This window comes from Paenibacillus sp. FSL K6-2524, assembly GCF_038005525.1.
Taxonomy (GTDB): Bacteria; Bacillota; Bacilli; order Paenibacillales; family Paenibacillaceae; genus Fontibacillus; species Fontibacillus anaericanus.
In genome coordinates, this window is record NZ_JBBOSP010000001.1 from 2,435,743 (window position 1) to 2,458,973 (window position 23,231).

Consider the following 23,231-nt stretch of genomic DNA (forward strand, 5'->3'; position numbering starts at 1 on the left):
CTGACATCAAATGCTTTTACCCATTCTTCTAGTTATCGCTTCTGGGATGGCTCATGCTGTTTGGAGTATGTTTACTAAGAGAAGTCGTAATAAGAGCGTCTTTCTGTGGTCGATAATGATGGTCGCTACTATTGTACTTCTGCCGGTATTGATCACGGAGCTTTGGCGGAATCCATTAACTGCGGGTTCGTATGGTCTGCTGTTAGTATCAGTTTTATTGCAGGCTATATACTCCTGGCTTCTGTCAAAAACCTATGAGCTTGGCGATTTATCGCAGATTTATCCTATTATGAGAGGCACCAGTACGCTACTCGTACCTATCATAGGAGTTATTTTCCTTAGCGAAACCCTATCGATTTTTGGTTGGATCGGGATTATCTGTATGCTTGGAGGGTTCATCGTTCTTAGCGGGGTCGGCTCATATAGCAAACCATCAAATTCACATATACATAGCAAAAAACCTGTTTTGATGGCATTATGTGTTGGGTTGTGTACCACCTGCTATGTGTTCGTCGACAAGCTGAACCTACAGCATATTTCACCACTTGCATTATTAGAAGTAACCAATATTGGTTTTGTAATTGGTTTGACTCCCGCTGTACTGGCTTCACGAAAGATGATCTGGGAGGAACTGCGGGTCAACAAATCTACTATTATACTGGGATCTATCTTGAACCCCGGCTCGTATCTTTTATTTCTGTTCGCAATGCAACAGGCACCCATGGCTCACATCAGTCCTATAAGGGAAATAGGTACCGTGTTTGCTACCTTCCTTGGCATTATGCTCCTGAAAGAGCAGCAAGGCTTCAAACGAATTTCTTGCTCTATTGTGATATTCTGTGGCATTTTGCTCATTGGAATATGGGGATAGGATACTCTGTAAAATGAGGTTAACCGGATGAAATTTGGTTAACCTCATTTTATTTTTTTTACACCTATTGAGCCTGGAGTTACTCCATAGTTTATAATACAAATCAAGATGAGATATAGGCATATAGAGTAAGGAACAGAGAGCTAGTTAGGAGAAGGGAATGATACCTTTGAACAAGGTAGTACGCTTCATTCGAGACGCTTTTCGTTTCACCGGAACTGGGTTAACCTTAGGTCAGAAATGGCGACTTGCCCTTCCCGGACCTGTCCTATCGGTCGGTGGCGTTCTGATCCACAATGTCTTTATCAAATACTATACCGATATGATTGGTCTTAGTCCAAAGTATGTCGGTTGGGTGTACATAATCTATAATATTTGGAACGCTATTAATGATCCCATGATAGGCGTATGGATCGATAAGATGAGACACCGTCCTAACCGCGGGAAATATGTCTACATCATGCGTGTAACCGTACCATTTATGATCATTTCCTCTTTTCTCATGATGCTATCTAGTCCATCTTGGGATCAATGGATGATTTTCCTGCTCTATACGGTGGAGTTATTTATCTACGATACGGCGGCAACGGCCTACAGTGTGGCCTACCAATCTTATACGTTGATCGCAGCGCCTACCAAAGAAGAGCGTGTGGATGTCAATGTAATACAAAACTACATTTCCCAAGGTCTGTCTTTTCTTATTACCATGATTCCTACGTTGCTATTGGTTGGTGATGGAAAGCGGGAGGTAATCATCCCGGTCTTTTCCGCGGTGATTCTGTTGGAAACTATATTCTTTACCCTGGCTCTTCGAGGATTAAAGGATGATGCGAAAATGTATGAAACTCTCAATAATCAACAGCTCGAAATGACAAATATGTGGAGCGAATCTTGGCAGATCATTAAATCTCGTCCTTTCTTCACCTATGTACTTTATTCCATTATTACGGTAGGACCCATTGGTTTTTATTTCACGCCCTATCTGTACTATATGGATGATGTGCTACAAACTGGAGGTTTAACCGCTACGATCGTTGACGGGGGAACTCATGTAATCGCTCTCATGTTTTTGCCAATCATGGGTAATATCGTGAAGAAATATGGCACGAAAATAAGTATCTACTGGGGGACCATCACTGCAGTACTTGGTTATGGTGGAATCTTCCTAGCCAACAATATATGGACTGCTGCTGCTTCCTATATCATGATTGTATTCACTGTGAATTACATCAAAACTGCGATTTCTCCGATGGGAGCACTGATCATTGATGAGAATGAGCGTACGATCGGTGTGAGGAAAACCGGGCTGTTCAACGGTCTGTTCTCGTTATTTACAGTCGCCTTTTCCAGTATACAGACGGTAATCTTTATCAATGTTATCGGTGCCTATGGTTACGACGGTCTTGCGGCAACTCAGTCTGAATCTGCAGTATTCGGTATCCGATTGGCCACGGGTGTGGTTCCGCTTATAGCTGTAATTATCGGTCTGATCCCGATAGCCTTCTATCCATTCGACAAGAAGAAAGAGGAAGAAATATCCACATTCAGCAATTATGCTAGAAGGGGAGGTCCGTAATAGGTGAATAGACGATGTTAAAGCTTAAATTTACGATTGGTGAAGTATCTAATATTCTGAATATCCCAATTGACACTCTTCGATACTATGACAAAATCGGACTTCTTTCTTCGCAACGGGACTTGAACAAGTACCGCTATTATTACCTTGAACAGTTAGATTCCCTAATAACAATTAGAATGCTTCGAGCAATGGATGTTCCTATTGAGCGTATTCACGCACTTCTAACAGATGACAGTTTGAATGATATGCACGAGTTGCTTGTAAGTAAGCAGAGGGATATAGACCGGCAATTGACCTATCTGAAGAACCTATCTCAGAAACTAGATTTCCTCAAAGATAAGTTTCAACACTTCGAGGAAAGTGATGTCATTGAGTTAGTACAAAGTAATCCAAGTTGGGTGCTGCTTACCGATTCTATCATGGAGAGTACAGATAAGAAGCTTGGGAGCAAAGTGCAGCTGCAGTTAAGTAAAATTAGTGCCCATCAGGAGTGGCTCGCTTTCTGCCATATTATATCGATTGTGTCGAAAGATAACCTTCTTGCGGGCAACTACCACAGTTATCTGAATAATGGGATTTTGTCTACCTTCCCGATGGAGGATGATGAGGGTGTGTTCATGAGATTAGAGCCAAGCTTTTGCGCTAGAAAATGCGTAGTAATTAGCAAGGAAGGTTACACCGCTCTTGATGATCATTACGAGCAAATGAAAACATTCATCCATAAACGTGGCTTAAAGATCGCTGGAAATTCGCTTGAGATCAATCTATATAATCAGTACAACAATCACTACATTGAGATCTATATTCCTGTCATCGACAAGGAGGAAGGATGGAATGAAGATGAAAAAGTTAACGACTGATGGACAGCGTATTGTAAATGAGGATGGAGCTCATGTAATCTTGAGTGGCGTAAATTTAGTCTGCAAGGACAAGGCTAAAGGGTATGTGGACCCTTGCGATGAGAATTTGTTTAGGTGGTTTCATGAGCAAGGCTTCAATGTTGTTCGTTTGGGGTTGATCTGGGATGGTGTGGAGCCGGAACCAGGTGTCTATGATAACGAATATCTAGGTAAAATCAAACAGCGGATCCGCTGGGCGGAACAACATGATATCTACGTTTTCCTGGATATGCATCAGGATTTATATAGTTCACTTTATGGTGATGGAGCGCCTGAGTGGGCGACCTTCGCGGATGGTCTACCACATGTAGTCGGCCAAATCTGGAGTGACGCGTATCTAGAAAGTCCGGCACTGAACCGTGCGATGGATTATTTCTGGGACAACGCGCCAGCTAGTGATGGTATAGGTTTGCAGGATCATTATGCGGCGATGTGGAAACATGCAGCAGCTATTTTTGCGGACTGTACCAATATCATTGGTTACGACTTGATGAACGAACCTTATCCTGGATCCAGTGGACAGGAGGTATTTGGCACAATCATTGCTGCTTATGCACAGTCTATCATGGGATTAAATGAGGTCAACATGGAGGAACTCTCTGCACTCTGGTTTGATGAGGAGAAAAAACAAGAGATACTTGTTGGCATGGCGGATATGGATATCTATCGAGTGTTGGTCGACAGCGCGAAGGAGGCATCACAGGTATTTGAACGTGAAGTTCTCGCGCCCTTTTTCAACAAAACGGCAGCAGCGATTCGCTCGGTTGTCCCGGACGGATTTCTAATGCTAGAGACAAGCTATTTTTCTAATATGGCAGTAGAGTCCGGTTTGGGGCTTGTACAGAACGATGAGGGTATGGTTGTTCATCATCAGGTCTATGCCCCTCATGGTTACGATTTGGTAGTCGATACAGAGCATTACGAGATTTATAATCAGGATCGTGTTGATTTGATATATGCGACCCATCGTAAGGTACAGGAGCGGTTGAACATTCCTACTTTGATTGGGGAATGGGGGGCTTTTACCAACCATCCTGCGACCCTCGGACTATCAAAAGCGCTGATTTCCATTTTTGAAAAGTACCTTTGGAGTAATACCTATTGGTGCTGGTGTGATGGATTCCGGGAATCGCCTTACTCAAAAGCGCTAAATCGTGCTTATCCGCAGGCAACAGGAGGAACGCTTGTTGGCTACCACTATGACTATGATACGGATATCATAAAAGTGGACTACGTTCCGTCCGGTGATGAGACTATAATCTACCATCCCCGTGCTGCATTGCTCTCCGAGGAAGATATTGTTATTTCCGGAGCGAATTTATGCCAAGTCGAGTTTCGTCCTTTCCCTAGTTCCGAGGGGGGGATCGTAGCCATTATCGCCCCGAAAGACGAGACAAAGATAACCGTTACAGTAGGGAGATCTCCAGTAGAACAAGTATAGTAGCATCTTATATATGAGGTCGATTGCACCTGCAATCGACTTTTTTTAAATGAGATAAAACTCATCTTAAAAGCAGAACATATGTGCTAGTATAAAGTCATCGAATTTAGTTGTAAATTATTTATTGGATGAGGTGTAGTATGGGGAATAAAGAGAAGATCATTGACCTATGGAATGATATCGACAAACAGAATTGGGACAATTTGTTTCACTATTTTAGCGAGGACGCTATAATCAACTGGAATAATTCAAATGAGAGCTTTAATGTGGAGGAATTCGTGAGAGCAAATTGTGAATACCCAGGTGATTGGGCAATTACTATCGAGCGTTTAGAAGCTTTGGATAATTTAGTCGTATCCGTGGTGAAAGTCGAATTGAACAACTCCGTGATATCTTTTCGTGCTACCTCATTTTTTGAATTTATGGAAGATAGAATCGTATTGCTAAATGAATACTGGGGAGATAATATAAAGCCTCCTCAATGGAGAATTGATAAGAAAATTGGTAAAGCTATTACAATTGAATAAAGTTAAACGATCTAAATTTAAATAGTAGCTTGAAGTTGGAGAAAAACGGTGATATGAATAAGAGAGGCTTTTCATCATTGTAAAATAAGGTGGTTTACATTATGGCACTTTTGCTTATTTTCTTTATTTTTATTGCTGTTATCAATTTGATTTGTATTGCGCTGTTGTTTCTGGTGAAAGATCCAAAAATGAACAACATTTTTTTTGTAGGTACGGTAATATTGGGTGTTCTCATCTGTTATTTGAATATCACTTCCTTAGCAAGTAATCTAATTGTTCCGCAAATTGTTGCAGGATTTTTTGGTGTTCTCTCACTCGTCGGAATAGTTTTGAAGTATATGCGAAAATTTCTTGCAGCTAAAATATTTGTTACTGCTTCGGTGGTACTCGGTATTGTTCAACTCTTTTTCTTTGCATAGTATTGAAACTTTACTTTAGGAGAGTTGGCTATGGAAATTATTGCATTACTTGAAAACACTAGTTGTGATAAGAAGTACAAGGCTAAGCACGGATTATCGCTCTTGATCAAAACTGTGCACGGTCAGATTCTTTTTGATACAGGACCTGATCGCACATACATAGAAAATGCAAGGCTATTAGATATAGACCTTGGTGTGATAGATAAAGTGGTGATCTCACATGGACATTCAGACCATATTGGTGGATTACCATTTCTGAATGAAGTAAATAATATCGCTCCAATCTATTTCTGTGCAAATGCGTTAGAACCACATTGGCTAAAAATTGGCCCATATCATCATAACGTTAGTGCTCCAGATTATTTAATAGATACATATGAGAAGCGATTTAACCTCGTCACAGAAAAAATGGTTCTTTTTGAAGGAGCCACCCTTATTCCTTTAGCACCAACTATTGCGCATGAGAAGCACTTATATAAAGGTTCAAAGGATGAAAGAGAGTTAGACGACTTCAATCATGAATTGATGTTAGTTCTGGAGACAGAAGAGGGTCTCGTACTTATAACAGGATGCAGCCATCATGGGGTTGTTAATATGACCAGGACTGCAATGGAGCATTTTCCGAATAGGCCGATTACCGCGTTGATTGGGGGATTTCATCTTATCGGAATACCAATCATCAATACATTGGGTAAAACAAAAGAAGAAATTTTAGAGACAGCGAATACATTAAATATGTTACCTATAGAGTCTATCTATACCTGTCATTGCACGGGGAAAAAGGGATATGAAATTTTAAGAACGGTTTTAAAAGATAAACTACATTACCTTGCTACAGGTGATAAAATTATTATAGAAGATTGATGGATTTGCGTATGTATATTTAAGTTTAGGGGGAATTTTACATTAGTAAAATTCCTGAAAAGAGATTAACTAGAAAAACTGGTTAATCTCTTTTTTTGTGTTATAAGGATCAATTGACTTACTAGACGAAGGATAGCGAAAAAATTTAAATAAAAAAATTTAATTGATAATGGTTATCATTCTATGTATAATGATAATCATTATCAATACAATATGAATTTTATGGGGGAAATTATGAAAAAGACTTGGGGAATCGTCGTACTTATTTCAATCGTCATCGCACTAGCAGCATGTGGTAATAAAGAAGCTGGCAATAAGAATCAAGAGGTCAATAGCAGTGATCAATCCAATGTTGTTGAAAGTAATCCCAGCAACAATACAGAAGTAACGATTGATGTCGACGAAGCCAAGGTTCAAGAACTTCAAGCACAATTCGGTCAAGAAAAGCCAGCTAAAGCCGTAACTTTATCTGTTGCAATTACGGAACTCTATGATGCTCTTCAACTTGATCTTGTAGGTGTACCAACTACACAGAGTCAATTGCCTGAAACGTATGCTAATGTTCAACGTATCGGTTCTTCACACTCACCGGATCTCGAACAAATTGCGAAACTTGAGCCTAATATTGTGCTTGCTCCGGAATCTATTAAGGACAGCATTGATAAAGTGCTTCAGCCGGCCGGCCTACCCGCAGCATACTTACCAGTTGACTCTTTAGATGAGCTTAAGGAATCACTGGTCGCACTTGGTCGAATTTATGGCAAGGAAGATCAGGCTAAAGAGGTACTCACTAGCTTTTCTGAGAAAGAAGCTGAAGCACTCAAAGTAGTCGAGGGGAAATCAGCTCCTAGCGTGATGTTGCTATTCGGTTCAGCTGAGTCTCTTATGCTTATGAACGAGGATACGTTTGCAGGTAGTCTTGCTAAGAAGCTTGGTGCTTCCAATGTCCTAAGCTCAGTTTTGAAGCAATCAGAGACCTATGTACCGCTGAATATGGAAACGATTGTTGAGGCTAATCCGGATGTAATCCTTTTGGTAGCGCATGGTGATCCAACCGCTGTTGCCCAAAAGTTCGAGGAAGACGTGAAGAAGAATGGAGTCTGGGAGAAGCTTAATGCGTTTAAGAATGAGAGAATGGTTACTCTTGACTACAACCTTTACGGTGTTGCTTCACTTGCTAAGGCTCCAGACGCCTATAAGGATCTAGCTGCAATATTATATAAAGACTAAATTTAGTTAAGTTAAGTTAAGTTAAGTTAAGTTAAGTTAGGGGAGCAGTAAATTGGCGAAAAACTTCAAAAAGAAAGAAGCTACTATTTTAGGAATTGCTTTGATGCTGCTCCTAGTATCTATTATTATTGCTGTGGGTATTGGGAGTGTCCAATTTACACTTTCACAGACATGGCAGACGTTAATTGGCTCTGGGAAGGATGCGGATAACACGATACTTTGGGATATCCGCATCCCCAGAGTGCTGATGGCACTTATTATTGGTGCTAATTTAGCTGCGTCCGGCATACTTTTACAAGCGGTTATGAATAACCCATTGGCCGATCCTGGATTGACGGGGGTGTCTAGTGGAGCGGCAGTTACGGTTTTGTTCATTATGCTCGTTGCTCCTGAATTCTCAGGATTCATTCCTCTTGCAGCGATTGTGGGAGGGGGATTCGCCGCTGTCATGGTTTATGCGTGGGCTTGGAAGAAGGAGAGTGGGTATACTCCAATTCGGATCATCTTATCTGGTGTGGCGGTAAACGCTGTGTTCGGTGGAGTGATCGGTCTGCTCTCTATTCTATACAGTGATAAACTACCTGCTGCACTTCAATGGATGAATGGTAGCTTGTCCGGCAAAGGAATGAATGATGTATTAAATATCCTTCCCTATTCCATGGCAGGTTGGGCCATGGCATTGCTATGCATTCGACAGGCAAATATTCTCCGATTAGGAGAGCAAGCTGCACATAATTTAGGGCAAAATTTAAATCGGGTTCGCTTTATCCTTTCTTTCGTTGCTGTATTCCTAGCGGCTATATCAGTATCCAAAGTAGGGCTTGTCGGTTTTGTTGGTCTGATCGTGCCGCACATGGCCCGTATAATTATTGGATCCAATTACAAGCATAGTCTTCCACTTAGCCTTATGCTTGGAGCGATGATATTAATTATTGCCGATACCGCAGGTCGATCTTTATTTAGTCCACTGGAAATACCAGCAGGTATCATCATGGCTATGGCCGGAGGACCTTACTTTCTGTATCTGATGAGAAAAGGAGGTGCCTGATATGTTAAAGATTCATTCTCTCTATATCCGTTATTCGGATAAAACCATCGTAAATGACTTCTCGATAAATGTGGAAGAAGGGGAGGTTGTATCGATTATAGGGCCAAATGGCTCTGGTAAATCTACCATTCTAAAGGGTGTGACAGGTCTTATTCCCTGTAAAAGTGGCCAAATATGTATCGCGAATCAGGAAGCAAATCTTCTTAACAATAAGCAAATATCCAAATTAATGTGCATGTTGTGTCAGGGTAATGTAAGTCCAGTGGATATGACTGTTGGGGAGTTAATTAGCTATGGACGCATGCCGCACAAAAAGTGGTATGAGCGTATGGATGCAGAAGACTTTGAGATTATTGAATGGGCACTTATGAAGACCGGAATGCTGAACTTCAAGGATCGTTTGGTTTCCTCTTTATCAGGCGGAGAGGCTCAAAAAGCATGGCTAGCTATGGCACTTGCCCAGTGCCCCAAAGTATTGCTTCTAGATGAGCCAACTACCTACTTGGACATTGCTCATCAACTGGAAGTGTTAGACCTTGTCCGTTCGTTAAATCGTGAGCTAAAGCTTACGGTCGTAATGGTTCTTCATGATTTGAATCATGCAAGTACCTATAGTGACAAGGTGTGTGTCATTAAAAAAGGATCCGTGCAAACCTATGGACGACCACAGGATGTGCTGACACAAGAGTTAATTCGGAGTGTATACGGTGTCGAGACAGAGATTGAGCAGTTGCCTAACAATGCTCGTCCACGTATCCATGTTCTGCATAAAATATAAACGAAAAGAGGAAAAACTATGAAAGTAATGGATATCGAGGTAGTAAAGAAGCAATATTTAGATTTTACTAGTAGTTTAACTTCTGTCATGTTAAGTACGGTTGATGAAAAGGGTCAACCATTCATCTCTTATGCGCCTTTTGTAAGATATCAGGGGAAATTATATATTTATCTTAGTCAGATTGCACATCATTACTACCACTTGGAAAATAATAAATCAGTGGATGTCATGCTAATTGAAGATGAAGCATCCACAGCAAATATGTTCGCAAGACAACGCGCTCGCTTTGTTTGTTCGGCTGAAAATATCGGTAATGAGGGACATGAAGAAATATTCGAACTGTTTGGAGAAGTCTTCAACAAAAAAATGATGGATATGTTACGTACACTCGACTTCTCTTTGTTTGAAGTTACCCCTTTACAAGGTCGTTACGTTGCTGGTTTCGGTCAAGCCTTTGATATTGACCTGATGGCTGATAAATTCGAGCATGTTACTCGTGATGGGCATGCTCAAAAAGAGGAAACAGCAAATTAGGATTAAATACTAAGGGGCGAATAATATGACTTTTTCTACTATATTACCACTATGGAATTCGACTCAGGATCGATTTCACAGTATGGTAAAGAAATTACCAGAACAAGATCTAACATTGCAATTAGGCCCTTCATCCATTGGAAATATGCTGCGGCATAATGCTGAAGTCGAGTATATGTTTGCTAATTGGTTCTTTGGGCAGCCAATACCTGAGGATATAGAGATTCGTACTAGCCGCGGTGCTGCTAATACGGAGGTAGCTCAAGAGAATCTTCAAGAGCTTGTTCAATTTCTTGAGAAGTCAAACTCACATTTAATTCAAGCAATGGAGGCTCTTCCTGAAGAGGAGTGGAGTCAGCAGAAGGATTGCCCAATCGGAGCTTCAACACCACTTGAAGCGGTTGGACGACTTATGTATCATGCTGGAATTCATGCCGGCCAAATATCTCTTATCCAGAAGTGTTCAGTAAAACAGGAATCTCTATAAAAGAGTACCCTGAAACAATAAACGCAGTAAGAGGGACACCTATTTTACGGTGTCTCTTTTACTGCGTATTGAATCTAATCAGACAACTGGGTAGCATGGATTACAGACCAATTTTCCGGATCTGATTCCACTTGTTCGACGGCTACGAATTTTTATATTTAACATCTTTTTGGAGCAATAGCTTGTTATAATTGGAGTAAAACTTATACCAAAGGATGATTAATAATGACTGCCTCAACCCCTAATCAGAACAAGGTCATTTTATTTCAAGGAGATTCCATCACAGACGGTAACCGTGGTCGTAGCGACGATCCCAATCATATCCTAGGACATAGCTATGCGTATATCATTGGAGGGAAACTGGGGAATGAATATGCGGAAAAAGGACTGCGCTTTTATAACCGGGGAATAAGTGGTGACCGAATTTCTGACCTGTATGCACGTTGGAATGAAGATGCGATCAGCCTGAACCCTGATATTATCAGTATAATGATCGGTGTGAATGATGCTTGGAGAACGATGAAGGGTGAACCGAGTGGTGTGACTGATCGTTTTGAGCGAGCATATCGGCATGTGCTTGAAGAGACTAGTGAAGTATTACCCCATACAAAGTTGATCTTATGCGAGCCATTTATTCTGAAAACTGGAGAGCTCGCCCAGCAATGGGAAGCATGGGATGAACGAATTAAGCATTATCAAGCCGTTGTTCGTCAGCTAGCAGAACAGTTTCATGCGGTTCATGTCCCGTTACAGGAGGCATTTAATGAAGCTGCGCAAAGAGCAGATGCGTCATATTGGCTATGGGATGGTGTACACCCAACTGCTGCTGGTCATGATTTGATTGCGAAACAGTGGCTACACATCGTAGAGAAGAGCGGCTTGCTTAACATCTGATGTCGTAGCGAATTACTTCAATGTTATAGATTTATTCTCGGCGCATTAATCATCGTGTGCTCAGTCATACTAGGAGAGATGATTTATCACTCCGTGGAAAGGCTGATGCTAACATGACGATGGATGCGTTGTTTTTTTATTTTCTGATGTATTCGCTATTCGGATGGATATTGGAGAACGTATACAGCTATTTGACTGAAGGGGTTTTCTGGAAAGAGGGTTTTCTCAAAGGACCTTTTAAACCGATGTATGGAGTTGCCCCATTATTACTGTTGTTATGTGGGACGGGCCAAAGCTTTGTAGTTGTCATGTTGCTTTGTTTAGTAATCCCCACGATCGTTGAATATATAAGTGGTTATTTGTTAAAGAGAGTATTTCATCAACAGTGGTGGAATTATACAGAGAACCGAATGCAACTTCATGGCCACATCTGCTTACAGTTCTCACTGTATTGGGCAGTCCTATCGCTAGTGTTCTTACGATATATCCATCCTTCAATTCAAGGGCTATATACCAATATGGAGCCCATCTGGGTAAAAGTCAGTCCCATATTCTTGTTGTTGTTTCTGGTTGATCTAGTTTGGACTTATCAGGTTAGACGTAGAGCACTAAAGAGCAACTTGATCGAACAATAGGAGGAGGAACTGTATGCGTTATATAAAAGGAAGAAGAAAACTACTTCGTGTATGCTCTATCGTCCTTTTGACCCTATTTTGGTGTTATCCGATCTCTGCTTCTGCGGCACCGCGGAGTTTGGACAACGTGCTCGCTAGGACTGTGGCGGTGGAAGTAAAAGAACAAAAATTAGCGGTCATTATTGATGATCTGGGCAACGGAATGAAGGGTACAGAAGAGATTATGATGATGCCGGTAAAGCTGACTGTGGCGGTGATGCCGTTTCTGCCAACGACGGTAGCGGATGCTAGACGAGCGCATGAACAAGGTCATGACGTAATACTGCATCTTCCTATGGAGCCTAAGCAAGGTAATCCTAAATGGTTAGGACCTGGTGCGATTCTATCCAATATGACGGATCAGGATGTAAGACAGCGGGTGGAAGCGGCAATAGATAATGTGCCGTTTGCTGTGGGGATCAACAATCACATGGGCTCTAGAATTACTGGGGATGAAAGGGTCATGTCCATCATTCTGGATGTTTGCAGGGAACGGGGATTATTTTTCATTGATAGTCGGACGAACTATCGATCAGTCGTCTCGAAATTAAGTGGATTGAAGGGAATGCCTGAGGTTCATAATCACATCTTCTTGGATGATGTTCATACAGAACGACATATTTCGGGTCAATTGCTCAAAGTTCAGGAACAACTTATGCAGGAAGGTCGCTGTGTTACGATCGGACATGTTGGTGTTCATGGCTTGAAGACGGCTTCAGTTCTGAAGCAATCCATACCTGCATTTCAGAAGCAAGGAGTTACTTTTGTAGGTGTAGCTGATTTGGTAGCGGAAAAGGAAAGTCCCGGACTTAGTCCGGGACCGGGAGTTATATTACCGTAAAATAATCAGCAATTCCGGCAAAAACAGCTTCAGCAATAGCTTGTTGACCGCGCGTGCTTATGAGAAATGCGCGGTCTTCTGCGTTACTGATGAAGCCTGTCTCCACAATAACTGCAGGGGAATCAGCATGTTTGAGTAGGTAGAATGGTTTACCCACTTCCGAAGGGAGCGAGGTACCATACAACGATCCTAAAGAATTCTCCAAGCAAGTTGCAAGTATAGCGCTACGGCCTTCGTTCTGGTGAAGAATTAGCGGTCCGTGTTTAGCTTTGTTCCGGCCCCAATTGACATGAAGACTAATGACGATTTCTGCGGGTAATTCCTCACTCAATTCCTTTCGTTGAGCTAAGTCTCTAAGATGCCTAGAGCGACTGCGTAACCAACGGTTATCTTCACTTAATGCATAGTCACCGGTTCGGTTGAGGATAGTGCGATAACCATGACTCCGAAGTACCATATACAACCTCCGGGCGATGGCAAGATTGATATCTTTCTCAAGCAGGTCTCCGTAGGAAGTACCTCCATCGATACCACCATGACCAACATCAATGAGAATGACGGGTTCAGGAAAGGCGTGCCGCAGATCCTTCTCGTCAGCAAAGACTGAAGGGCACCAGAATGAAGATGCCACGAGTACAGTAATTAGCAGAACCAGGAGGGAAGATCGATGTTTCATTCGCTCACCTACAAGATTTTATTTTCCCATAGGTTGAGCTAAAAGCTGTTAAATCATGCATCGCTGGATCACTCTTGTTTAATAAATGGAGAATCGGAGCAAGCTATCTGTATGAATAGAAAGGAGGGGGAGAAATGGCAAAAGGTGATGAACTTGTGAAATACATTACGGAGAGAGTTGTGGATTATGTTGAGACTCCGCGGGAGATCCGCCGGGAACAACGCTCAAAGACAAAGGAACCCTGGGCAAATCTGTGGTTTGGCATGATTCCTTTCTCGATCACGTTATGGTTGAAACGGTTTCCGACAAGACGTAAACGGGATAAGCAAGAATCCTCCCGTCATTTGTAGATGGGATTGAAAATAGGGTTCACAAAAAAACACAATGGTCGCTCCCCAGAATTATGGGATGCGACCATTGTGTTTTTTTGTTCTATCCATTTGACGAAAATCAAAAATGTAAGTGTTACCATGTTATGTACATGTAATAATTACTTACATAAAAATTGACAAAACGCCGAACTGGGTTCTTTTACGGGGGTTAATCGTGGAAAGTAAGTTGACGTTATAGTCACACGAAAATATACTTAATGTAAATAAAAGTAATATATTTACAAAAACATGACATCGGTAAGTAGAGAGTAGGAGGGAGGGAAGGGAAGTTGGAGCCGCGAACTTGCAGTGAAAGTGTGGAATTAGAAGAAATCAGTCGGCATCCCTGCTACAACGAAGAAGCTCATCGGTATTTCGCTCGAATGCATTTACCAGTTGCTCCGGCATGTAACATTCAATGTCGTTACTGCAATCGGAAGTTCGATTGCGTAAATGAGAGTAGACCTGGAGTAGTTAGTGAAGTTCTCACACCAGAGCAAGCAGGTCGGAAAGTAAAAGGAGTGGCAGCTCAATTACTGCAGTTATCTGTAGTAGGAATTGCGGGTCCAGGTGATCCACTCGCAAACGCAGACAAAACGTTTGATGCTTTCAACAGGGTAAAGGAAAGTTTCCCTGACGTGTCCCTCTGTCTAAGTACGAACGGTCTAACTCTTCTGCGTCATGTCGATACGATTGTAGAAATGGGCATCCGACATGTGACGATCACGATTAACGCCATTGATCCCGACATTGGAAGCAGGATCTATGCATGGGTATATGACGAAGGGATTCGTTATGAAGGAAGAGTAGGAGCAGAGCTGCTCATATCTCGCCAACTAGCCGGACTTAAAGCGCTCAGTGAGAGGGGGATTTTATGCAAAGTCAATTCGGTCCTGATTCCAGGTATCAACGACTCTCATCTACTGGAAGTATCCAAGACAGTGAAACTGTATGGAGCTACTCTGCACAATGTCACGCCGCTCATCGTCGCGCCGGGCAGTCAGTTCGAAATAGAGGGCCAGCGGGCACCTCGTCCCAAGGAACTTCATGCTCTGCAGGAAAGCTGTGCGGGGGAAGGGATGAAGGTGATGCGTCACTGCAGACAATGCCGAGCCGACGCCATTGGACTTCTGGGTCAAGACCGTAGCGCAGATTTTACATGGGATAACATTGAGCAGGCGCCACCCTTGAATAATGAAGCGCGGGAACAATTTCAAGCAAGTCTGGACGAGAAAATAAGGCAGAGAATGTTCAGAACAAAGAATAAGGATGTTTCGACAATGCAGGATAACCAGTCCATTCGTGTAGCTGTAGCCTCAAGAGGTGCGGGGAAAATTAATCTACATTTTGGGCATGCGCAGGAGTTCATGATATATGAGAGTGACGGCAATGCTGTAAAGTTCCTCGGTATTCGTAAAGTGCAGGCTTATTGCCACGGTCGTGCAGATTGCAATGGGGACAAAGAAGAGACGCTACGAGAAATATGCTCCATCTTAAAGGATTGTGGAATTCTTCTCTGTTCAGGTATAGGAGATTCCCCGCGCAAACTCTTGCACAGAAGTGGTGTTTTGCCGCTTGTTCGCAAAGGGGATATCGAAACTCTGATTCTAGAGAGTGTTAAATATAATAATTATTTTCAAAATACAACCATTTCGAAAGGATGATGAAACATGCGGCAAATCGCTTTTTATGGTAAGGGTGGAATCGGAAAGTCAACAACTTCGCAGAATACTTTAGCTCAATTAGCTACGAAATATGGTCAAAAAACGATGATCGTTGGTTGTGACCCAAAGGCAGATTCTACTCGGTTAATTTTGAATACGAAAGCTCAACAAACGGTGCTTCATTTGGCGGCGGAACGAGGAACTGTAGAGGATTTGGAACTTGAGGAAGTAGTGCAAGAAGGATTTGGGGATATCACTTGTGTGGAATGTGGCGGTCCAGAACCTGGGGTAGGTTGTGCAGGTAGAGGAATCATAACGGCGATTAACTTTTTGGAGCAACAAGGTGCATATGACGGACTTGATTTTGTTTCTTATGATGTACTGGGTGATGTCGTCTGTGGTGGGTTCGCAATGCCAATTCGCGAGAATAAAGCGCAAGAGATTTACATTGTTTGTTCGGGTGAAATGATGGCCATGTATGCAGCGAACAATATTGCGCGTGGAATTCTGAAATATGCAAATACCGGTGGGGTGCGTCTAGGTGGATTAATATGCAACAGTCGTAATACGGACCGGGAAGATGAGCTCATCATGGAATTGGCTCGGAGGCTCAACACGCAGATGATTCATTTCATTCCTAGAGATAATGTGGTACAGCATGCGGAGCTAAGAAGAATGACTGTGGCTCAATATGCACCAGATCACGCTCAAGCTAAAGAGTATGAAATTTTGGCTAACAAAATCCTTCATAACGATATGATGACGATCCCAACACCTATTACGATGGAGGAACTTGAGGATCTGCTCATTAACTTTGGAGTAATCGAGAATGAAGAAGAGCATGTCAAGAAAATAATTGCTCAACAAAAGGCGGTATAGTAGATCATTACGTCAATTACCGGAGAGAGATGAGGAGGGAACCCCGTATGAGTACAGACCTCGGCGGCAAACGGCAATTAATTGATGACATGTTGGAAGCTTATCCGGCCAAAGCAAAAAAAGACCGTAGTAAGCATTATGAGGTAAACAACGAAGAATTAATTAATTGCGGAAAATGTGCAATCAAATCCAATATGAAATCCCGTCCAGGTGTGATGACAGTCCGAGGATGCGCTTATGCAGGTTCAAAAGGCGTTGTGTGGGGACCCATCAAGGACGTAGTTCATATTAGTCACGGACCTGTTGGTTGCGGACAGTATAGTTGGGGGACTCGGCGGAATTACAGCAGTGGGACACTAGGGGTCGACAACTTTACAGCGATGCAAATCACGAGTGATTTTCAAGAGACGGATATCGTATTTGGTGGGGATAAGAAACTAGAAGTGATGTGCAGGGAGATCAAAGAGATGTTTCCGCTAGCCAAGGGGATATCTATTCAAACGGAATGTCCAGTGGGGTTAATTGGTGATGATATCGAAGCAGTCGCCAAAAAGATGTCAAATGAGCTGGGCATTCCGATTATCCCCGTACGCTGTGAAGGATTTAGGGGAGTCAGTCAGTCGCTTGGTCATCATATTGCCAACGATGCGATTCGTGATTTCCTCATGGGAAAAGGCGAACTAGAAGAGTGTGGACCTTACGATGTCAACATTATCGGAGACTATAACATCGGGGGGGATGCATGGGCTTCACGGATTCTGTTGGAAGAGATGGGGCTACGAGTAATTGCTCAGTGGTCTGGCGATGGAACGATTAATGAACTGATGATTGCTCATAAATCAAAACTGAATTTGATTCACTGCCATCGTTCGATGAACTATATGTGTACAACGTTGGAGCGGGAATATGGAATCCCGTGGATGGAATATAATTTCTTTGGTCCGACCAAAACGATCCAGAGTCTACGTGCAATTGCGGATCGGTTTGATGATCACATCCGTGCAAATTGTGAGAAAGTGATTGCTAAATATCAGGTTGAAATGGATGCCATTATCGGTAAATACAGACCACGTTTGGAAGGTAAAAAGGTGATGTTATTAATCGGGGGGTTGCGTCCTCGTCATACGATTGGTGCTTACGAAGATCTTGGAATGGAGATCGTAGCTTCCGGTTATGAATTCGGTCATAAGGATGATTACGAGCGGACCTTTCCTGAGCTGAAAGACGGCACAATCATTTATGACGATCCTTCTGCTTATGAATTAGAGGAGCTCGCTCAGAAGTTAGATATTGATCTCATGGGAGCTGGTGTAAAGGAGAAATATGTATACCACAAGATGGGTATTCCGTTTCGACAAATGCATTCTTGGGATTACAGTGGGCCCTACCATGGGTTTGATGGATTTAAAATATTCGCCAGGGATATGGATATGACTGTGAACAGCCCTGTATGGAATCTGATGGGCACTCCAGACAGGAAGACGGTGAGTGTATGAGAGATAAATTGGACATTGTAGACTTTAATACGTTGTTCAAAAGTGAGACATACGAGCAACAACGTGAGCGGAAAAGGGAATTTGAAGCCCCTTGTTCACCTTCACAAGTCACGGAGACATTAGAATATTCGCAGTCTCAAGAATACAAAGATAAGAATTTCTCTCGTAGTTCACTGGTTGTGAATCCTGCGAAAGCGTGTCAACCTCTTGGGGCAGTTATGGCCGCTCTCGGCTTCGAGAAGACACTCCCATTTCTACACGGATCCCAAGGGTGTGCCGCTTATTTCCGCAGTCATCTATCCCGGCACTTTAAAGAACCCGTACCGGCGGTTTCCTCATCGATGACGGAAGATGGAGCTGTATTTGGTGGTTTGAGAAATTTAGTCGACGGTTTGGAGAACTGCATGGCTTTGTATAAGCCAGAAATGATTGCAGTATCCACAACATGTATGGCGGAAGTGATCGGCGACGATTTACAAGCCTTTATTGAAACAGCCCGCCAAGAGGGAGTTATCTCGAGAGATATACCCGTGCCTTATGCTAATACCCCTAGTTTTTCTGGTTCTCACATTACGGGATATGATGCGATGTTGAAGTCGATTCTAAGCTTTTTATATAACGAATCTAAGGTGAAGTTGTCTACGGAAGAAGATTTGACCAAGTTAAATGTCATTCTTGGATTCGAACCCTATACCGGTAATTTTGCGGAAATCAAAAAGATACTCAGTGCCTTTGGACTTGAATATACCGTGCTTGGCGACCATAGCGGTAATTTCGACTCTCCTGCTGCAGGCGAATATAGCTATTATTATGGCGGGACAAAACTGGCTGATGTGCCTAAAGCCGCCAGTGCTACAGGAACGATTTCTTTGCAGAAGTATGCAGTGAAGAAAACTATCGAATATATCCAAGGGGAATGGAACCAGCAAATAGTATCCACATATACTCCGATAGGTATAGGGGCTACAGATCGATTGTTGCAATCCATTGCTGATTTAACGGGCTCAGAAATTCCTGCAGAGCTACAAGAGGAAAGAGGAAGAGTTGTAGATGCATTAACTGACTCGCACAGTTATTTGCATGGTAAACGGGTAGCTCTTGTAGGTGACCCAGATTTGCTTCTTGGATTGATCGGTTTCTGTTTAGAGGTTGGGATGGAGCCTGTGCATATTGTATGCACTAACGGAGATAAGGAATTTCTTCAAGAAGCGGAGGAATTGCTAGCTTCTAGTCTATATGGTGAAGAAGCTACGGTGCATAATGGCCACGATTTATGGCATATGCGGTCTCTGTTGATTAGTAATCCCGTTGATCTGGCTATTGGCAGTTCGCATTTGAAGTATGCAGCGAAAGATGCCAATGTCCCGCTGATCAGAATTGGTTTTCCTATTTTTGATAGACATCATATGCATCGTTATTCAATTATTGGGTATCAAGGGACTTTAAATATATTATCCTTGATTGTGAATACAGTACTTGAGCAATTGGATCAGAATGCGCCTGAATACGGATTTGATCTCGTGAGGTGATGGAAGGTGGAGGCGAGTTCTGAAATTCCAATTAATGATAATGATTGTTTGAAATTGGAGCCTAAGTCCAAAGCATGTCCTCGTCCCAAACCGGGGGAAGCAGCGGGTGGTTGTGCGTTTGACGGGGCACAAATTACTCTTCTTCCTATATCGGACGCAGCACATCTGGTGCATGGCCCTGCAGCTTGCATGGCGAATAGCTGGGAGAGCCGCGGGAGTCACTCCAGCGGCCCTCGGCTGTCAGCTTACGGATTTGGGACATCCCTAAGTGAACAAGATATTATATTCGGTGCAGAAAAGAAGTTAACTCGTAGCATCGAATATATTGCAGAACGATTTAAACCTCCAGCTATTTTTGTCTATTCCACATGTGTTACCGCCTTGATTGGGGAGGATCTGGACACAGTATGCGCAGATGTAAGTGCCAGGCTCGGGATTTCGGTCATTCCCGTTAATAGTCCTGGATTCGTTGGCAGTAAAAACTTGGGGAATCGATTAGCCGGAGAATCCTTAATCCAGTATGTCATCGGTAGAACTGAACCAGAGCGAATTAGCGCATACGATATCAATTTGATTGGTGAGTACAATATTGCTGGAGAGATGTGGGATATAGAGCGATTGCTGAACCGAGTAGGTATTTCGATCATGTCTAGAATTACCGGGGATGGCCGATTCAACGAGATTGGGCATGCACATAGGGCAAAGGTTAATATGGTCGTCTGTAGCCGGGCATTGCTAGGATTGGCAAAACGGATGGAGCAAACCTATCATATCCCTTATTTTGAGGGTTCATTCTATGGCGCAAAGGAGACTAGTTACTCCTTGCGCCAAATGGCATATCTACTGAATGATCGAGATTTAGAACGAAGAGTAGACCGTTTAATTAAACGTGAAGAAGCTAGACTCGCAATAGAGCTCCGGCCATATCGTCAAATTTTAAAGGGAAAAAAAGCGGTTCTTTATACAGGGGGGGTGAAAAGCTGGTCCGTTATTTCCGCATTGAAAGAGTTGGGAATCAAGGTTGTGGGGGTAGGAACGAATAAAAGCACGGCTGAAGATATTAACCGGATAGAGGACCGGGTCGGGGAAGACGTAGATTATATTGCAGAAGGTGGAGCGAAAAGCATAATCAAAGCTGTCAAGGATCGGAAAGCGGATCTGATGATTGCTGGGGGTAGAAATATGTATGTCGCACTGAAGGAGCAAATCCCATTTGTGGATATCAATCAGGAGCGGCATACCGCCTATGCGGGATATGACGGGTTACTTAGATTAGCGAAACAAATTACTTTCGCAATAAATCATCCGGTATGGGAGATGGTCGAACGCCCAGCTCCGTGGGATGTAGGAGGAGATAGGTAATGACGGTTAAGCATACAATGAAGCCGGTCTCCGTTAATCCGCTAAAAATCGGTCCGTCTTTGGGCAGCGTTCTGGCCCTACAGGGATGTTACCGGGGGATGGCTATTTTACATGGATCACAGGGTTGCTCTGCATTCTCTAAATCGCTGCTTACGCGCCATTTCCGAGACACGATTGCGGTTCAGACTTCGGCGTTACAGGAAATGGATGTCATTTTTGATACGGACCGTAATTTAGAAGAAGCATTAAATACGGTTATTACTAAACATCATCCTGACATCATCGGCGTGATTGGAACGGAACTGACAGATGTTGCGGGAAGTGATTACCCCTCATTTGTGAAGAAGTATACTCGTGAACGCGGAGTTAAGAACTGTCTTATTATCCCTGTTATTCTTCCGGATTTCAGCGGTTCATTGGAATCTGGATACAATGCAATGGTGGAAGGTATTCTTGATGCGGTCATTCAGGAGGAAGGATGCAAAGCACCTACTAAGCAGATCTACAGTCAAGTTAATTTACTGCCAGGCTCCTTCCTCACTGCAGGGGATATAGCCGAACTAAAAGAGATGATTAGTGATTTTGGTTTTGAAGTCATTACGATTCCTGATATATCAACGTCTTTGTCCGGACATTTGTTAACGGGTTTCTCTCCGCTGACACGCGGAGGGGTCCCGCTAGACTCCATCCGTCAGAGTTTGCGTTCCAGCTATACGATTGCTGTTGGCTCCAGCATGGAACGCCCTGCGAGAAGACTTCAGAATGCGGTGGGGATCCCTTATAAAGTATTTCATGGGATGAGTGGCCTTCGTGCAACTGACGAACTTTTATTATTCCTTCAGCAACTAAGTGGAGCCTCTGTTCCACAACGCTATCGGTGGCAACGTGAAAACTTGCTTGATAGTATGCTTGATGCTCACTTCCATTATGCGGGATCATCGGCGGTCGTCGCATTAGAACCGGATCACTTGATGTCGGTTGGATCTTGGTTGGGGGAGATGGGGGTGGAGATTAAAGCATTAATTGGTTCTTGTGAAACAGCTTTGATCCGGGAAACGGAACAGGAAGTTTGGGTTGGAGATTTGGATGATGCGGAGAACTTAGGGAATGGAGCGGATATTTGGGTTAGTAATTGTCATGGTAGACAAGGAGCCAAACGAATCGGTGCCTCTTTTCTATCAGCGGGGTTCCCGATCACCGATGAATTAGGATCCTATATGTCTGTGAGTGTGGGGTATAAAGGTGCAATGAATTGGGTTAATAAGGTAGGGAATTTACTGATCAGAAGGGAGGAGGCACGGAATGAAAGTCGCCTTTGCTAGTCATGATGGTGTCACAGTGAATGCCCATTTTGGTCAGTGTATACAGTTTGCCATATTCGAAGTTATTAAGGGGAGTTCCGTGCTTCTCGAAATAAGGCATGTGAGTGATATCCAGGGCGGTGATGAGAATGGGCGTATTGAGAGCAGAATTGGAGCGATTGGGGACTGTACGCTTGTTTTTATAATGCAGATTGGGGCTTCAGCTGCTGCTCGTGTCACTCGCAGAAAAATTATGCCCGTTAAAGTTCCAATGGGGAGCTCTATTGAAAGTCAACTGGGGCGCCTACAGGAATTGTTGTCTGGAAGGCCCCCTCTTTGGTTAGAAAAAATATTAAACAAGGAAAATAACGCCTTGGAAGAAAGGGAGGATTTAAATGATACAGCACGATGAGCATCTTGGAGAACTATTTTCACTGAGTCTGAATCGTTGTCTACATTTATGTGATCCATGGGGGAAGTACGACGATTTGCCCGTGGAAGAGAGAATAGCAAAGTTGTTCTTGTGTTCACCAGAGCAGAAACGAGAGCTTGCATCAGCATGCAGTGTTTCACCGGTTGTTAAAAAACAGGTCTCCTTCTTCTTCCAAACTGTTGCTACCGTGCTTGAACAGCTAAGTGGAGAGATAATCCAAAGTATGGTGGAAATCAATGAGGAGGGTTTTGGGAGAGCGATTGTTTATTCTGGACGTACGGTCCTAGTGTCGGATAGTTTTCGTGGGGGTTCTTCATTTCCATTTGCAGAGTATTTGAAAGTACAGGTATATGGAGTCTCTTGTATTCGCGAAGGGTTGCAAAATCGGGAAAGATATCGCGAGTTGTTTTTGTTCGCTAATAAAGCTTAGTCGG

At 43.0% G+C, this 23,231-nt stretch carries 25 protein-coding genes; 24 read left to right on the top strand and 1 reads right to left on the bottom strand.

From position 1 onward, the window contains the following. Positions 1-10 precede the first annotated feature (10 nt). From NST85_RS10860 to NST85_RS10930, 15 genes are all read left to right on the top strand, one after another. Positions 11-871, top strand: a complete 861-nt coding sequence (locus NST85_RS10860; protein ID WP_341189276.1) for a DMT family transporter — start codon at positions 11-13, stop codon at positions 869-871. A 160-nt stretch (positions 872-1,031) separates the two neighbouring features. Next, positions 1,032-2,447, top strand: a complete 1,416-nt coding sequence (locus NST85_RS10865) for an MFS transporter (protein ID WP_341189277.1) — start codon at positions 1,032-1,034, stop codon at positions 2,445-2,447. 14 nt (positions 2,448-2,461) lie between these two features. After that, positions 2,462-3,310 (top strand): MerR family DNA-binding transcriptional regulator, encoded by an 849-nt coding sequence (locus tag NST85_RS10870; protein WP_127191928.1) that lies wholly within the window; start codon positions 2,462-2,464, stop codon positions 3,308-3,310. Then, the gene (locus NST85_RS10875; protein WP_246054030.1) at positions 3,285-4,790 is read left to right on the top strand and encodes a cellulase family glycosylhydrolase; all 1,506 of its coding nucleotides are present in this window, start codon (positions 3,285-3,287) and stop codon (positions 4,788-4,790) included. The genes NST85_RS10870 and NST85_RS10875 overlap by 26 nt, the downstream gene beginning before the upstream one ends. A 140-nt stretch (positions 4,791-4,930) precedes the next feature. Then, the gene (locus NST85_RS10880; protein WP_127191927.1) at positions 4,931-5,317 is read left to right on the top strand and encodes a nuclear transport factor 2 family protein; all 387 of its coding nucleotides are present in this window, start codon (positions 4,931-4,933) and stop codon (positions 5,315-5,317) included. Between the two features lie 101 nt (positions 5,318-5,418). Beyond that, the gene (locus tag NST85_RS10885) at positions 5,419-5,736 is read left to right on the top strand and encodes a hypothetical protein (RefSeq protein ID WP_127191926.1); all 318 of its coding nucleotides are present in this window, start codon (positions 5,419-5,421) and stop codon (positions 5,734-5,736) included. 30 nt (positions 5,737-5,766) lie between these two features. Then, positions 5,767-6,600: an MBL fold metallo-hydrolase gene (locus NST85_RS10890; protein WP_341189278.1), complete on the top strand. Its 834-nt coding sequence runs from the start codon at positions 5,767-5,769 to the stop codon at positions 6,598-6,600. Positions 6,601-6,834: 234 nt separating this feature from the next. Next, positions 6,835-7,830, top strand: a complete 996-nt coding sequence (locus tag NST85_RS10895; RefSeq protein WP_127191924.1) for a helical backbone metal receptor — start codon at positions 6,835-6,837, stop codon at positions 7,828-7,830. A gap of 103 nt (positions 7,831-7,933) precedes the next feature. Continuing rightward, complete coding sequence (locus NST85_RS10900) at positions 7,934-8,878, top strand: FecCD family ABC transporter permease (RefSeq protein ID WP_127191947.1); 945 nt, start codon at positions 7,934-7,936, stop codon at positions 8,876-8,878. Between the two features lies 1 nt (position 8,879). Then, positions 8,880-9,656, top strand: a complete 777-nt coding sequence (locus tag NST85_RS10905; RefSeq protein WP_127191923.1) for an ABC transporter ATP-binding protein — start codon at positions 8,880-8,882, stop codon at positions 9,654-9,656. 18 nt (positions 9,657-9,674) lie between these two features. Then, positions 9,675-10,190, top strand: a complete 516-nt coding sequence (locus NST85_RS10910; RefSeq protein WP_127191922.1) for a HugZ family pyridoxamine 5'-phosphate oxidase — start codon at positions 9,675-9,677, stop codon at positions 10,188-10,190. A 25-nt stretch (positions 10,191-10,215) separates the two neighbouring features. Next, the gene (locus tag NST85_RS10915) at positions 10,216-10,677 is read left to right on the top strand and encodes a DinB family protein (RefSeq protein WP_127191921.1); all 462 of its coding nucleotides are present in this window, start codon (positions 10,216-10,218) and stop codon (positions 10,675-10,677) included. 225 nt (positions 10,678-10,902) lie between these two features. Then, positions 10,903-11,571, top strand: coding sequence for an SGNH/GDSL hydrolase family protein (locus NST85_RS10920; RefSeq protein WP_127191920.1), 669 nt, complete (start codon positions 10,903-10,905; stop codon positions 11,569-11,571). A 113-nt stretch (positions 11,572-11,684) separates the two neighbouring features. Further along, positions 11,685-12,206, top strand: a complete 522-nt coding sequence (locus NST85_RS10925; RefSeq protein WP_127191919.1) for a putative ABC transporter permease — start codon at positions 11,685-11,687, stop codon at positions 12,204-12,206. A 13-nt stretch (positions 12,207-12,219) separates the two neighbouring features. After that, the gene (locus NST85_RS10930) at positions 12,220-13,086 is read left to right on the top strand and encodes a divergent polysaccharide deacetylase family protein (protein WP_127191918.1); all 867 of its coding nucleotides are present in this window, start codon (positions 12,220-12,222) and stop codon (positions 13,084-13,086) included. Here the strand turns inward: NST85_RS10930 and NST85_RS10935 are convergent. Beyond that, positions 13,073-13,762 (bottom strand): N-acetylmuramoyl-L-alanine amidase family protein, encoded by a 690-nt coding sequence (locus tag NST85_RS10935; RefSeq protein WP_127191917.1) that lies wholly within the window; start codon positions 13,760-13,762, stop codon positions 13,073-13,075. The two genes, NST85_RS10930 and NST85_RS10935, sit on opposite strands and share 14 nt — an antisense overlap. Positions 13,763-13,896: 134 nt before the next feature. On the opposite strand from NST85_RS10935, the gene NST85_RS10940 reads away from it, so the two are divergent. The 9 genes from NST85_RS10940 to NST85_RS10980 all read left to right on the top strand — a co-directional run bounded on the left by NST85_RS10940 (position 13,897) and on the right by NST85_RS10980 (position 23,227). Continuing rightward, entirely contained in the window at positions 13,897-14,112 is a 216-nt protein-coding gene (locus NST85_RS10940) for a YqzE family protein (RefSeq protein WP_127191916.1), read from the top strand. A gap of 311 nt (positions 14,113-14,423) precedes the next feature. After that, positions 14,424-15,797: a nitrogenase cofactor biosynthesis protein NifB gene (gene nifB / locus NST85_RS10945; protein WP_127191915.1), complete on the top strand. Its 1,374-nt coding sequence runs from the start codon at positions 14,424-14,426 to the stop codon at positions 15,795-15,797. Positions 15,798-15,803: 6 nt separating this feature from the next. After that, the gene (gene nifH, locus NST85_RS10950) at positions 15,804-16,676 is read left to right on the top strand and encodes a nitrogenase iron protein (RefSeq protein ID WP_127191914.1); all 873 of its coding nucleotides are present in this window, start codon (positions 15,804-15,806) and stop codon (positions 16,674-16,676) included. Between the two features lie 47 nt (positions 16,677-16,723). Further along, complete coding sequence (nifD, locus tag NST85_RS10955) at positions 16,724-18,172, top strand: nitrogenase molybdenum-iron protein alpha chain (protein ID WP_127191913.1); 1,449 nt, start codon at positions 16,724-16,726, stop codon at positions 18,170-18,172. Continuing rightward, positions 18,169-19,701: a nitrogenase molybdenum-iron protein subunit beta gene (gene nifK / locus NST85_RS10960; RefSeq protein ID WP_341189279.1), complete on the top strand. Its 1,533-nt coding sequence runs from the start codon at positions 18,169-18,171 to the stop codon at positions 19,699-19,701. The genes nifD and nifK overlap by 4 nt, the downstream gene beginning before the upstream one ends. A 6-nt stretch (positions 19,702-19,707) precedes the next feature. Continuing rightward, positions 19,708-21,063 (top strand): nitrogenase iron-molybdenum cofactor biosynthesis protein NifE, encoded by a 1,356-nt coding sequence (gene nifE / locus NST85_RS10965; RefSeq protein WP_341189280.1) that lies wholly within the window; start codon positions 19,708-19,710, stop codon positions 21,061-21,063. Further along, positions 21,063-22,385: a nitrogenase iron-molybdenum cofactor biosynthesis protein NifN gene (nifN, locus tag NST85_RS10970; RefSeq protein WP_127191910.1), complete on the top strand. Its 1,323-nt coding sequence runs from the start codon at positions 21,063-21,065 to the stop codon at positions 22,383-22,385. The genes nifE and nifN overlap by 1 nt, the downstream gene beginning before the upstream one ends. Next, positions 22,366-22,776, top strand: coding sequence for a nitrogen fixation protein NifX (gene nifX, locus NST85_RS10975; protein WP_127191909.1), 411 nt, complete (start codon positions 22,366-22,368; stop codon positions 22,774-22,776). The genes nifN and nifX overlap by 20 nt, the downstream gene beginning before the upstream one ends. Further along, positions 22,760-23,227, top strand: a complete 468-nt coding sequence (locus NST85_RS10980) for a DUF269 domain-containing protein (RefSeq protein ID WP_127191908.1) — start codon at positions 22,760-22,762, stop codon at positions 23,225-23,227. Before nifX ends, NST85_RS10980 begins: the two co-directional genes overlap by 17 nt. Positions 23,228-23,231: the final 4 nt, after the last annotated feature.